Source organism: Amazonocrinis nigriterrae CENA67 (assembly GCF_016056305.1).
Lineage (GTDB): Bacteria > Cyanobacteriota > Cyanobacteriia > Cyanobacteriales > Nostocaceae > Amazonocrinis > Amazonocrinis nigriterrae.
In genome coordinates this window covers 31,029-43,911 of sequence record NZ_JAECZC010000031.1, presented here as the reverse complement: position 1 = coordinate 43,911, position 12,883 = coordinate 31,029, and the positions used below count along the sequence as shown (strand labels likewise).

Genomic DNA, 12,883 nt, shown 5'->3' with positions numbered 1-12,883 from the left:
AAAGCAGCGAAAGAAAAATTACAGTTGATTTCTACTTTGCGCCTCTTAACTCCTAACTCCTAACTTTGCACCTCAGCACTCAGCAACGCCACATGCTCCACTTGGGGAGACCCCAAGACCGCAGTGGCTCCTCAGCACTCAGCACTCTTTTAAGCCGATGTGGCAACTTTGTCGTTGATGTAATCCACTGCTTCTTGAACCGTTGTAATTTTTTCAGCGGATTCATCAGGAATTTCGATATCAAATTCTTCTTCCAAAGCCATTACTAGTTCAACAGTATCTAGGGAATCTGCTCCTAGATCGTTGGCAAAATTAGACTGTGGTGTGATGGTGTCAGCCTCAACACTTAGTTGATCTGCGACAATCTTCTTGACCTTTTCAAAAATTTCCGTTTGACTCATAGATAAAAGTCCTTGACCAGTTGCTATTATCCGCTCTTGATGGGCGACATGGTTTTTGAGCATATACATCTTATCGGAAAGCGCGATCGCCCGTATACTGGCAAAGGGTTTTCCTGAAAAAAACCTCTTTGAGGTTACTATCACTAACAAGACAACTACTTGCAAAGCAGTTGAGTAGTAGGGACACGCCACACGATGGTTCAGATTTTGCTTAGCAATTTTCTGTAAGAAAATGCCACATCCCAGGTTGGGAGAAACAAAATTGGACAAGAGAACCGTAGTGCGATCGCATACTAGTGTATAAATGCTTTTATATACCAATCCTTACTTCTTACTAAATTTTTGGACGAATGTCCAAGTCAAAAATATATTGCCTTGTCAGTGTCACCTGGCAAAGATGATAAAACAGTTATTATCGGGGGGAATTGTTCTCACCCAATTATAATCCTATGGTATCTCACACACTAAAATATGCTTACTTTCCTGGCTGTGTTGCCCAAGGTGCTTGCCGGGAACTTTACCAGTCAACTCAAGCCCTCACCCAAGCATTAGGCATTGAACTCGTTGAACTGAAAAAAGCTGCTTGCTGCGGTTCAGGTACGTTTAAAGAAGATTCCCAATTATTGGAAGATACTGTCAACGCCAGAAATATCGCTTTAGCAGAAGAATTAAATCTACCCCTACTTACCCATTGCAGTACTTGTCAGGGTGTAATCGGTCATGTCAACGAACGCCTCAAAGAATGTCAGACAAGCAGTCCGACCTACGTTGACCAGGTAAATGGTTTGCTTTCCAAAGAAGGTTGTTCACCTTATCGTGGCAGTACCGAAGTTAAACATCTCCTCTATGCCTTAGTCACAGATTATGGTTTAGAAGAAATTACCAAACGTGTTACGCGTCAATTAGCTGGATTAAAATGTGCAGCTTTTTATGGCTGCTATCTCCTCCGCGCTCAAAAGTCCATGCCCTACGATGACCCTTTCCAGCCAGAAGCAATGGAAAATGTCTTTCGTGCAGTGGGTGCTACACCAGTTTATTACCGTGGTCGTACCCAATGCTGCGGTTGGCCCCTTGCTAGCTACGCCACTACTCAATCTTTCAAGATGGCGGGGATGCATATTCAAGAAGCCTTAGCATCTGGTGCTGATTGTTTAGTTACGCCTTGTCCTTTGTGCCATCTAAATTTAGATTCTCGCCAGCCAGAAGTGGAAAAGGTCATCGGACAACAGCTAGGTTTGCCAGTACTGCACCTACCCCAGTTAATTGCTTTGGCACTGGGAGTTAGCCCCAAAGAACTAGGTTTACAACGGCACATTATTTCTACAAAGCCAGTGTTGGAGAAATTGGGAATTGGGAATTGAGAATTGGGAATTGGGAATTGGGAATTGGGAATTGGGAATTGGGAATTGGTTTAGTTATTCTCCTCATCCCCCTATCTCCCTATCCCCCTCATCCCCCTATCTCCCCATCTCCCCAGTCACTTCTGCCCTAGCTGACGTTGCAATTGTTTGAGAGATTGATATATTTCTGGCAGACGGCTATAGATGGCAGATGCCTTGAGATATATTTTGTGGGGTACTGCTGGCGTTCCAGAGACAATTTCTCCTGGTGCAACATCATTATGGATTCCACTTTTGGCAGATGCGATCGCCCCATCGCCAATTTTGACTTGATTGGCTATTCCTGTCTGTCCCGCTAAAATGACGCGATTACCCACTTTCACGCCTCCTGCCATGCCAGCTTGACCTGCAATAGCACAACCTGCACCTATTTGGCTACCGTGACCTATTTGTACTAAGTTGTCAATTATGGTGTTGCGGCCTATCCGTGTTTCACCGACGGCTGGACGATCAACGGCGCTGTTACAGCCAATTTCTACGCTATCTTCAATCACGGTATAACCAGATTGTTCGACTTTAAACCAACCTGTTTTGGTAGGCACAAAACCAAACCCTTCTGCACCGATAACGGTACCACTATGAATCACACAATCTGCACCGATTTGACTACGTTCGTGGATGGTACAGTTGGCATGTAAGGTGGTGCGATCGCCTATTTTCACCTCTGGATAAATGACTACGTTGGGATGAATAATTGCACTATCGCCTATTTCCACTTTTTCCTGAATCACCACATGGGGGCCAATGTAAACATCGCTACCAATTTTGGCTGTAGGGTGAATCACAGCAGTGGGATGAATTTCTGGACTGGGGCGATATGGTTGGTAAAACAGGCGGATAGCTTTGGCGAATAATAGTTTTGGATCAGGTGTAGCTACCCAAGCAATACCGCGTTCTTGCGCTTGTAGCTGTAATGCTTTGTCTTGGGGCAAAATCAAAGCGCTGGCATTTGTTGTGCCTACACCAGCAGCAAATTTTGCTCCTTCTACGTAGGTAATTGTACTCCTTGTAGCTTCATCAAGGGCAGCTACACCAGTAATTTCCGGATCGCAGTCTTGGTTAGTGGTTAGGCTATTGTCTGTGGCAAAGTTATCAAAGTTACTAATTATTTCACTGAATTTCATGTTTATTGAAAGAAATTTAGGGGATAGGGTGTGGGGAACCCATAATTAAAATTAGGGGATTTATTGTCGCGGACGCTGTATTTCTTGCAGGTAGTTCCTAGAAATACATGTTTTTTTCTTCCATTGTTAAAATGATTTGCTTTGTATTCAGTATTGGGAACTGGTTTTTTTGTTACACCCCGCACCCAATACCCCACACTACCTATACATGTTCCAGCTTTAGCCAACTACGCAGGATCTAAAAACTTGGCTACTGTTTGCACATCTTTATCACCGCGTCCAGAACAGTTAATCACAATCCTAGGACTACCGCTCAGTTGTGGACATAAAGTTTCCAGGTAGGCGATCGCATGGGCTGTTTCCAATGCTGGTATAATTCCCTCTAAACGGGAAAGTCTCTGAAACGCCGCCAAAGCTTCTTCATCGGTGACACTGTAGTATTCAGCGCGTCCGATATCCTTCAAATAGCTGTGTTCTGGCCCCACACCGGGATAATCTAACCCCGCACTAATCGAGTGTGCCTCAATTATTTGTCCATCCTCATCTTGTAGCAGATAGCTCATGGCTCCATGCAATACACCAACCTGTCCTTTTGTCAAGGTCGCAGCGTGTTTTGTTGTATTAACACCTTCTCCTGCTGCTTCAACGCCAATTAACCGCACAGATGGCTCATTGACAAACTCGTAGAAAAGCCCCATCGCATTGGAACCACCACCCACACAAGCCATAAGAATATCAGGCAACCCGCCCCATTTTTCTAAAGCTTGGGCGCGAGTTTCTTGCCCAATCACTGCATGAAAATCACGTACCATCATTGGGTAAGGATGAGGCCCTGCTACGGAACCGAGAATGTAGTGAGTAGTTTCGACATTCGTTACCCAATCTCGAATTGCTTCAGAAGTCGCATCCTTGAGAGTTCCTGTTCCCGCCGCCACAGGACGGACTTCAGCACCCATCAGCCGCATTCTAAACACATTTAGGGCTTGGCGTTCCATATCGTGAACACCCATGTAAATTACACATTCCAGCCCGAAACGAGCGCAAACTGTTGCTGTCGCTACTCCGTGTTGTCCAGCACCTGTTTCGGCAATAATTCGCTGCTTGCCCATGCGCTTTGCTAACAATACCTGACCTAGGGCATTATTAATTTTATGAGCGCCTGTATGATTTAAATCTTCACGTTTTAAGTAAATTTGCGGCCCTGTGCCATCTGGTTTAGCATAATTAGCAGTCAAACGTTCAGCAAAATACAACGGTGTCGCACGTCCCACATAGTCCCGCAGCAACTGTTGTAGTTCTGCTTGAAAATCAGAATCATTGCGGTATTGCTGATAAGCTGTTTCTAATTCAGCAAGAGCAGGCATTAGCGTTTCCGGGACGTACTTCCCGCCAAAGCGTCCAAAGCGTCCTTGGATATCGGGAACTTGAGCAGTTGATGAGGAACTAGAAGAAAGAGGAGTGGTAGTCACGGGCAAATTTCAATGACGGGAAGGACTTAATTATTATAGGAAAGTCTTAAGCACATCAGATACGATGTCTTACTGATATGGCAGTGCTATTTGAGTTATGAACTGATTTGTGGAGGCTGGGCATAGGGCATAGGGCATAGGGCATAGGAGTTATAGACGTTTCATTTAAGATTGCTACATGAGAAGATTTTGCCTATAGTGTTTGTCCAGTAACAAGACCTGAATTAACAATTTCCAGGCACAATAGGTATATACAACTCATTACTGCCTTTGCTTTTTTCTTAATAAATATTTTATGTCTTCTGACAATTCCAAGTCTTCCAACAAACGCTTTGCCTACCGTGAATTTGGTAACGATAACTCCGCCGCCACCGAAAGACCAATTCCGGAACTACCACCACAACAGCAAAATTTGAGAGTGCAAGCTACCCGCGCTGGACGCAAAGGCAAAACTGTGACGGTGATTACTGGTTTTCAAGCCAAACCAGAAACCTTAGCTGATTTAGTAAAACAATTGAAAACCCAATGCGGTACAGGTGGCACAGTTAAAGAAAATGAAATTGAAATTCAAGGTGATCACAAACAGAAAATTTTAGAAATTTTGACCAAGCTAGGTTACAAAGCCAAAATTAGTGGTGGGTAACTAAGTGCGGTTTCCCGCATCTTGAGATTACTGTTGAGCCAAAACGCAAATGTTATCGTTGAGATGTACAAATTTGCTAGAGCAGTGGCGAATCACTCAAATAAACAACTGCTCAATTTGATTTTAATAGGAGGGTTAAATGGATTTAGTTCGGATTCTTTGTGCTATTTTCTTACCACCTCTAGGCGTGTTTTTGCAAGTAGGTTTTGGTTTGGACTTTTGGATTAATATACTCTTGACACTTTTTGGTTATATTCCTGGCATTATTCACGCCGTTTGGGTAATAGCGAAAAAGTAATTATTCATCAGAGTAGGTTGGGCTTTTTTCCTATCTCTACTCAACCTACGAGTAAATGAGTACCAAATTATGAGTAATGCCCCTTTGAGAAAAGAACTTCACGAAGAAAACCGTTTGTCTTGGAATGAGGCAACTAAGGCGCACAATAGCCATAAGGGTGATCAAGGAGAGTTTTTTCGAGAAGGGGGAAATACACTATTTCCAGAAGAAAAGGAACTACTAGGAAATATTAGTGGTTTATCTGTGGTTCATCTCCAATGTAATGCAGGACAAGATACTCTGAGTTTGGCAAGACTCGGTGCAGCTGTTACTGGTATAGATATTAGTGATGAAGCTATAGCCTTTGCCCAAAAATTATCTGATAAATCTGGTATCAACGCTACTTTTCATCGTGCAGATATATTTGACTGGCTGGAGGAAGCAGCCAATCAAAACCAAAAATTTGATATTGTCTTTTCTTCTTACGGTGCAGTTTTGTGGTTATCTAATTTAAGTGTTTGGGCAAAAGGAATTGCTGCGATTCTCAAATCAGGCGGACGCTTTGTTCTTGTGGAATTTCATCCTGTGGCGATGATGTTTGATTGGGATTGGAGTCACAAGTTTTCTTATTTTAATGAGGGAAAACCCCTGACTTGGGAAGATGGTATTAGCGATTATGTAGCTATTTCTAACGAGGGGCTAATCTTATCAGATTATGAAACTGGAATTGAAAATTTTAGCAATCCCTATCGTTCTCACGAGTTTCAGTGGGGTATTGGCGAGGTAGTCACAGCATTGTTGCAAGCTGGGCTGAGGTTGGAAGTTTTGCAGGAATACCCCTACTTGAATGGTTGCAAGGGTTTTGAACGGATGCGTGCAGATTCACAACGGCGGTGGTTTCCACCTGAAGATGTACCAAATCTACCATTAATGTATGGTATCGTTGCTCGCAAGCCATAAAAGAAAGGCATGGTTAATTTATAATTATGACTAATATTAAAAATTCGCCAATAGCACTTTCCTCGACTAAGAAAAAGGGAAAGTCACTTCCTCCAAAACTGATCATTGGTGCAGGTAAGTTTGTGTGGACGACTCTTTGGCAGATAATGATGTCGCAACTTGCACCGCGCAATCAGTCGGGAGAATACATTCGTCCTAATAGCCAGTTTAGAAACTTTGTTAGCACAGAGGAAGGTAATCCTTATCAACCAGCGGCGGGGCGCTACAATCTCTATGTTGGGCTTGGTTGTCCTTGGGCACACCGAACTTTGATTGCGCGATCGCTCAAAGGACTCGAAGATATAATATCAGTATCTATTGTTTCTCCTTCTGCGGTTTCCGGGGGTTGGGTATTCAACCAGCCAGAACAAGGTTGTCAAACTTTGGCTGATTTGTATCAACTTTCCCAATCTGGTTATACTGGACGCGCTACAGTTCCAGTATTGTGGGATAAACAAACAAATACCATTGTTAATAATGAGAGTGCGGAAATTATTATGATGCTGAACTCAGAATTTAATGAGTTCGCTTTAAATCCTACACTCAATCTCTACCCAGAAGAATTAAAAAATAAGATTGACTGGTGGAATCAAAAGATTTACAACAGTGTCAACAATGGTGTGTATCGCTGTGGCTTTGCCCAAAGTCAAGAGGCGTACAATACTGCTTGTGATGAACTTTTTACTACTCTTGATGAAATTGAATTAACGCTGAGTACTAACCGCTACCTTTGTGGTAAAAATCTGACTCTTGCAGATGTTCGGCTGTTCACGACTTTGTTCCGTTTTGATATTGTCTACTACGGTTTATTCAAGTGTAATCGTCGCCGCATCCAAGATTATCAGCATCTAGGAGGCTACTTGCGTGAACTTTATCAACTCAAAGGTGTTGCTGGTACTTGCGATTTAGAAAGTGTCAAGCAGGACTATTATGGGAATTTATTCCCACTTAATCCGGGGGGGATTATTCCTTCTGGGCCTGATATTAGCCATTTGTTAAAACCGCACAATCGCGAATTTATTTAACCACAAACACACGAAGAACACAAAGTCAAGAGAAATGATTGCTGTTAGTTTAACCTGCACCTAAATTGGCGCTAATAATTTGTCTATCTGCTACGGTGTTGTCGTTATCAGTATCTAATGGATCCGGAGTGGGAACATCAACATTCTCATGATCATGAACTGAATCATTTAAATCATCATTTTTATCTACATCGAGTTTTTTATCCCGATTAGGGTCGATAACACTGGGTACAGCGGATTCATGAACTGATAAATCAATCAGTTTGTCTTGTTCCTGAGTCATTTTTGCCTGTTTATTTAAATTACCTTTCTTATATAAGATAAGTAGTATTGAGTAATTATTGTCTCTAGCAATTGGTATATTTCTCGTAACTACTGAGAATGACCTCTTAATTCTGAATTACGAATTACGAATTACGAATTACGAATTATATTAGCGATCGCTTCGACTAACTCCGCTGGTTCTACTGGTTTGGCGATATGCTTATGAAATCCAGCTGTTAATACTTGTTTTTCATTCATTTCTCCAGCATAGGCGGTCAGCGCGATCGCGGGTATCTGTCCTCCCTGTTCTGGCGGCAAATTTCTCACCTGTCTAATTAACATACATCCATCGACTTCTGGCATCCCTATGTCGCTTAACAGCACATCTGGTAAGGATTGGGCTAAAGCGGCTAATGCTTCATTTGCTGATGCTACTGCTGTAACTTTCGCTCCATACTGTTCTAGCAAAAAGGCAATAAATTCTCGCGTATCTGCATCATCATCGACTATTAAGATGTTGATACCATTTAAATCTGAGTCTGGTTCAGATTCTCTATTATCCTGTTTTATTTGTGATGATTGTTGAATCAGTGGCAACCTGACGGTAAAAGTTGCTCCTTGATTTTCGCCCAAGCTTTCTACTTGGACTGTCCCTCCATGTAATTCGACTAAGTGACGGACAATTGCTAACCCTAACCCCAGTCCACCAAACTTTCTTGTGGTAGTACTATTTTCTTGGCGAAAGTAGTCAAACACATAAGGAAGAAAATCAGGGTTAATGCCTTTACCTGTGTCGCTAACAGTAATCTGGGCATACTTCGTTGTCTTTTGTTTTTCTTGACCACTGACAACTGACCACTGACAACTAACCACCGACAATTCTACCTCTACTCGTCCACCTGCGGGTGTAAATTTAATTGCATTGGAAAGCAAGTTCCAGACGATTTGCTGTAATCGGCTGGAGTCGCCTAAAACTTGCCCTAAATTTGGTTCACAGGTTGTGTGGATTTTGATTGATTTGGCTTCTGCTGACAAGCGCACTGTCTCCATTGCTGCCGAAACCACCTCTTTTAGATCAACAGGGTAAATATTTAAGTTGAGTTTGCCTTGGAGAATGCGGGAGATATCCAGCAAGTCTTCTATCAGTTGAGCCTGTAACCTAGCATTGCGCTCAATGGTTTGTAGTGCTTGCGGAATTATCTTTTCATTGAGTTTTTTAGTTTGGAGTAGCTTCGACCATCCGAGAATTGGGTTGAGTGGCGATCGCAATTCATGGGAAAGGACTGCTAAAAATTCGTCTTTAATGCGGTTGGCGTTTTCTGCTGCTTTCCGTGCTGTCTGTTCTGCTTGATACAGGCGGGCACGTTCCATTGCTTGGGCGCATTGCTGTGCTAATGATAACACTAGGGCGTGGTCTTCCTGGCTAAACTGCTGCATTTCGGCGAAAGCTAGGGACATACCGCCCACAGCTCGACCTTCGATGAGCAATGGAATTGACATCCAACTGGCATAGTCGTAGTGAGCATAGCTTTCGGCAAGATGGGAATAACGAGCAACCCTTGTGGTTGTCGCTTCTTGCCAAATAGGTTCTTTGGTTCTGACTGCTTCTGCTAACGGTATGGGTGCATTAATTGGAAATCGCCGCCATAAATCCACGAGTTCCGGTAGATAACCCACAGCCCGGATAATTTCTAGTTCAGTGCCACTTTCAGTAATCATTGCTACTAAAGCCGAACTAGCACCCAAAGCGGCCATACCTTGCTCAACAATTACCTCAGCTACTTGTGTGGGAGTTAGAGATTGGGAAAGGGCGGCGGTAACAGCTTGCAGACGAGCAGTACGCGCCGCAGCTTGCAGTGCAGTTTGTTGCGATCGCTGTGCTTCTGTATATAGTTGAGCGTTATCGATGGCTATGGCTGCACGCCGAGCCAGTTCTTCAGCTAAGATCAGGTCATTTTCACCGTAGCGACGACCCCCAGTTGAGACTAAAGTCATTGCTCCGAGTATCTGTTCGCGGATGGTAAGCAGTATACACATCCCAGATTTCGGTTCTAGCTGTTGCAATATTTCTAAATGCTCAGCATTACAGGTTGCTGCTTGCATGTGTTGCTGGGAAACAAAATTCGTAATTTGTGACTTTCTTGACCTGATTGCCTCAGCAACACCACCAGGCTGTGCCAAATTTGGTGGATAATTTTTTAGTTGTTCAATCAATTGTTGTTTCGACGGTTCAGCATGGGCTGTAGCCACGCGCTGAACTGATTGATGTTCAGTGATAATATCAATGACGCACCAATCAGCTAACTCTGGCACTGTCAAACGAGCCAAACTAGTTAAAGTTGTTTCGTAATCAAGTGAAGTAGCCAGAATATTAGTAGCTTGAGCTAAAAAGTGTTGCTTTTGTTCTACTTGTTTGCGATCGCTTATATCCCTAGCGGATGCCTGAAACTCTAAAATTTCTCTCGTTTGCGGGTCGCGGATGGCTCGGATGGTTGCTTCTAACCAAATATAATGTCCGTCTTTGTGACAAGCTCGATGGGTGACGGTGTAGATATCCGGTAAATCATCGTTGACTGGGTATTTTTCGAGAATCTCTGCGAAATCATCTGGATGAATCAATTCACCACTGAAACGACCTATGAGTTCTTCAGGTTCATACCCTAGTATTGTGTAGCAGGCTGGTGAGATGTACAGCAGAATTCCATCTATCGTGTGACGTGAAATAATATCGGTGGAATTTTCTGCCAGCAGCCGAAAAGCTGCTTCCCTGTCTCGTAGTGCTGCTTCTGCTTGTTTACGCCGATTAATATTGCGAAAATAAAGCGCTAGCCCTGTTGCAGAAGGATAGGCGCGAACGGCAAACCATGCTTCAAAGGGTGGGTAGTAATCTTCTAGTTCTAGGGGTATTCCTTCGGCAAATGCTCTTTGATAAAGTTGACCAAAGCTAGTATCGGCTAGTTCTGGAAACTCTTCCCATACATTCTTACCCAGCAACTCTTCGCTAGAACGCCCTAAAGTCCTGGTGCCTTCATGATTTATGTAAGTGAAGCGCCACTCTTGGTCAAAGGCGATAAAGCCATCGGTGATACTTTCTAAAATATTAGTAATTTGTTCTTTCGCTGCTTCAGCCTCAATTCGGGCTGCTTGCTCACACTTTAGCAGGTGTTCGCGTTCAGCTTCTGCAAGTTTGCGCTGTGTAATTTCTTCACAAATGGCAGCTACCCAAGTGATGTTATTCGGTATTTTAATAGGATAGTAATTTACAGACCAATACCGCTTTTTGCCTGGCGCTGCGGGTGTTTCGCCACTGACTTCATGAGCAAGTATTGATTCTCCTGTATCAACTACATGATGTAAGGCTGCCATGACTTTAGCACTAACTTTCGGCAGCACTTCGGCGACGGTTTTACCAATATGTGCTGCTTGGGGTACACCGTTAATTTCAGCTAAAGCATTGTTCAACCGTACATATTTCAGTTGTTCATCCCAGATGGCAATGCCTGTAGGGGCATTATTGAAAACGATATCGAGGAGGGCGTTGGCTTCAAGTAAGCGAATCTGTTCTATTTCTAATTGTCTTAATAATCGCTCGCGTTCTGCCTCGGTTTGCTTGCGTTTACTAATATCTACGCACATCCCTACCCATTCACAAAGTTCGCCTGTTTCGTTAAATATGGGTACGCCGCGTGCAGCTACGTGGCGGTATTCACCATCATGGCGTCGCAGTCGATACTCCCCAGAGGCAACGCTACGGTGATAAAATGCCTCTTTCCAGGCTGTGAGCATGGCTGTGCGGTCTTCTGGATGCAGTGCGTCAACCCATCCCCACCCTTTGTATTGTTCGAGACTTTGCCCGGTGAATGCTTGCCAAGTAGGAATTTCCTCAATAATGCTACCGTAAGGTGTGGCAGTCCAGACAATAGACGCAGTTGCTTCTGCTAGGGAACGGTAGCGGGCTTCGCTTTTTCGCAGTAATGACTCTGTTTGCTTTTGTTCGATGAATTGACCAATTTGAGTAGCGATCGCATCCATGATTTGCAGCAAGTCGGGGTGAGGCTCTAAAATTTCCTTGCTGAAGAATTCCATCACACCTAAGATTTTATCGCCCAGCCGAATCGGGAAAGCGATCGCGTCGTATGGTTTCCCTGTAACTTCCTGACTCCAAAGCGGTTGACCATTTGCCCAAACTTGATTTGGTAGTTGTTTGTGATCAACAACGGTTGTGTGCTGGTTAAATACTTGGAAATCTTCTACTGCCAAAGAGGAAGAATACCAACTACTCACATGCACCAAAACATCAGCTTGATCATCTACACTCCAAAGCCTACCAACTTGCCATCCTAAACTTTCGCCTAAAGCTTGCAGAATGTTAGGAATTGCCTGGGCAAATTTGGTGGCTTCCGAAAGAATCCGGGTAACTGCATACTGTGCAGCAAGATGTTGTTGGGTGCGTTTGTAGACTGTGATGTCTTTTATTAATATTGATACGCCATTTTCTGAGGGATGGACACGCATTTCTAACCATAAATGCCGTTTTGGGTCAAAATACTCCAACTGCACTGTTACTCCCTCAGCAACAGCCCGATGTAACTCGATATCAAGTTGACTATTGACTGTCTCAGGAAACAATTCCCAAATACTTTTGCCTAAAAAGTCTGCTTTATTTATCCTGGCTAGTTCAGCAAACTTGTCATTGACATAGACATAGTGCCATTGGCAATCCAAAGTTACAAAACCTTCGCCAATTCTATCTAAGACATGTTCAATGTCTTGAGGAATAATCGCGCAAACTTCAGCACTCACAGTTTCTATTCCTTATGCTTAAAAGTATTTGGCTAGCAGTTCCTCACCGGCTTCTCCCATCTGCTCTAGTAACTCTTGAATCTGTTTCATAGCCAGTGGCGAAGGTTGTGTCCGTCCGTTTTCCCAACGATTTATGCTATGAAAGGAAACTCCGAGCATTGTTGCCAGTTTCACCTGTGAAAGGTTAAGGTGCTGCCTAGTCTCACGAATCAACTGTGCAACTCTTGGCTGTTCGATTGCAGGCATAAGGTGAGTATATTTTGATTTTATCCCAGACACCGGACTATAGCATCTGCGATCTCTTTAAATACATCTATCTATAGTTATATAAATTAACAGAGCAAAGATATAAGGTGATGACTACCATCAGTTAACGACTATGAGTAATTGGTAATTGGTAATTGGTAATTGGTAATTGGTAATTGGGAAAGTAATAAGTAGGGTGGCTATGGCTTTAGCCTAACGCACAATACTATTA

At 43.3% G+C, this 12,883-nt stretch carries 11 protein-coding genes; 5 read left to right on the top strand and 6 right to left on the bottom strand.

Annotated elements, in window-relative coordinates:
• Nucleotides 1-149: 149 nt before the first annotated feature.
• Nucleotides 150-401, bottom strand: coding sequence for an acyl carrier protein (gene acpP / locus I8748_RS17315; RefSeq protein ID WP_096560356.1), 252 nt, complete (start codon nt 399-401; stop codon nt 150-152).
• A 449-nt stretch (nt 402-850) separates the two neighbouring features.
• On the opposite strand from acpP, the gene I8748_RS17310 reads away from it, so the two are divergent.
• Nucleotides 851-1,762 (top strand): CoB--CoM heterodisulfide reductase iron-sulfur subunit B family protein, encoded by a 912-nt coding sequence (locus I8748_RS17310; protein WP_198125812.1) that lies wholly within the window; start codon nt 851-853, stop codon nt 1,760-1,762.
• A 116-nt stretch (nt 1,763-1,878) separates the two neighbouring features.
• Here I8748_RS17310 and lpxD read toward each other — a convergent pair whose 3' ends face one another.
• Nucleotides 1,879-2,925: a UDP-3-O-(3-hydroxymyristoyl)glucosamine N-acyltransferase gene (lpxD, locus tag I8748_RS17305; RefSeq protein ID WP_198125811.1), complete on the bottom strand. Its 1,047-nt coding sequence runs from the start codon at nt 2,923-2,925 to the stop codon at nt 1,879-1,881.
• Between the two features lie 227 nt (nt 2,926-3,152).
• Nucleotides 3,153-4,394: a tryptophan synthase subunit beta gene (trpB, locus tag I8748_RS17300; protein ID WP_198125810.1), complete on the bottom strand. Its 1,242-nt coding sequence runs from the start codon at nt 4,392-4,394 to the stop codon at nt 3,153-3,155.
• Nucleotides 4,395-4,689: 295 nt separating this feature from the next.
• Here trpB and I8748_RS17295 point away from each other — a divergent pair, with 295 nt between their 5' ends.
• From I8748_RS17295 to I8748_RS17280, 4 genes are all read left to right on the top strand, one after another.
• Nucleotides 4,690-5,037 carry a translation initiation factor gene (locus tag I8748_RS17295; RefSeq protein ID WP_198125809.1) on the top strand — a complete coding sequence of 116 codons (348 nt, stop codon included), beginning with the start codon at nt 4,690-4,692 and terminating at the stop codon, nt 5,035-5,037.
• A 139-nt stretch (nt 5,038-5,176) separates the two neighbouring features.
• On the top strand, nt 5,177-5,335 hold the full coding sequence (locus I8748_RS17290; RefSeq protein ID WP_198125808.1) for a YqaE/Pmp3 family membrane protein: 159 nt from the start codon (nt 5,177-5,179) through the stop codon (nt 5,333-5,335).
• 69 nt (nt 5,336-5,404) lie between these two features.
• Nucleotides 5,405-6,274, top strand: a complete 870-nt coding sequence (locus I8748_RS17285) for a class I SAM-dependent methyltransferase (protein ID WP_198125807.1) — start codon at nt 5,405-5,407, stop codon at nt 6,272-6,274.
• Between the two features lie 26 nt (nt 6,275-6,300).
• Nucleotides 6,301-7,338 carry a glutathione S-transferase family protein gene (locus tag I8748_RS17280; RefSeq protein ID WP_198125806.1) on the top strand — a complete coding sequence of 346 codons (1,038 nt, stop codon included), beginning with the start codon at nt 6,301-6,303 and terminating at the stop codon, nt 7,336-7,338.
• Nucleotides 7,339-7,387: 49 nt separating this feature from the next.
• Here the strand turns inward: I8748_RS17280 and I8748_RS17275 are convergent, their stop codons facing one another.
• The 3 genes from I8748_RS17275 to I8748_RS17265 form a co-directional block, all read right to left on the bottom strand.
• Nucleotides 7,388-7,621 carry a hypothetical protein gene (locus tag I8748_RS17275; protein ID WP_198125805.1) on the bottom strand — a complete coding sequence of 78 codons (234 nt, stop codon included), beginning with the start codon at nt 7,619-7,621 and terminating at the stop codon, nt 7,388-7,390.
• Nucleotides 7,622-7,752: 131 nt separating this feature from the next.
• A complete protein-coding gene (locus I8748_RS17270) occupies nt 7,753-12,405 on the bottom strand; it encodes a PAS domain S-box protein (protein WP_198125804.1) in 4,653 nt (1,550 codons plus the stop codon).
• An 18-nt stretch (nt 12,406-12,423) separates the two neighbouring features.
• Nucleotides 12,424-12,651 carry a helix-turn-helix domain-containing protein gene (locus I8748_RS17265; protein ID WP_198125803.1) on the bottom strand — a complete coding sequence of 76 codons (228 nt, stop codon included), beginning with the start codon at nt 12,649-12,651 and terminating at the stop codon, nt 12,424-12,426.
• Between the last annotated feature and the right edge of the window lie 232 nt (nt 12,652-12,883).

What these genes read in the sequence shown, in the direction of transcription:
- I8748_RS17285 (WP_198125807.1), top strand. Translation starts at nt 5,405, where the DNA reads ATGAGTAATGCCCCTTTGAGAAAAGAACTTCACGAAGAAAACCGTTTG.
- I8748_RS17295 (WP_198125809.1), top strand. Translation starts at nt 4,690, where the DNA reads ATGTCTTCTGACAATTCCAAGTCTTCCAACAAACGCTTTGCCTACCGT.
- I8748_RS17290 (WP_198125808.1), top strand. Translation starts at nt 5,177, where the DNA reads ATGGATTTAGTTCGGATTCTTTGTGCTATTTTCTTACCACCTCTAGGC.
- I8748_RS17280 (WP_198125806.1), top strand. Translation starts at nt 6,301, where the DNA reads ATGACTAATATTAAAAATTCGCCAATAGCACTTTCCTCGACTAAGAAA.
- I8748_RS17275 (WP_198125805.1), bottom strand. Translation starts at nt 7,621, where the DNA reads ATGACTCAGGAACAAGACAAACTGATTGATTTATCAGTTCATGAATCC.
- I8748_RS17265 (WP_198125803.1), bottom strand. Translation starts at nt 12,651, where the DNA reads ATGCCTGCAATCGAACAGCCAAGAGTTGCACAGTTGATTCGTGAGACT.
- I8748_RS17310 (WP_198125812.1), top strand. Translation starts at nt 851, where the DNA reads ATGGTATCTCACACACTAAAATATGCTTACTTTCCTGGCTGTGTTGCC.
- lpxD (WP_198125811.1), bottom strand. Translation starts at nt 2,925, where the DNA reads ATGAAATTCAGTGAAATAATTAGTAACTTTGATAACTTTGCCACAGAC.
- acpP (WP_096560356.1), bottom strand. Translation starts at nt 401, where the DNA reads ATGAGTCAAACGGAAATTTTTGAAAAGGTCAAGAAGATTGTCGCAGAT.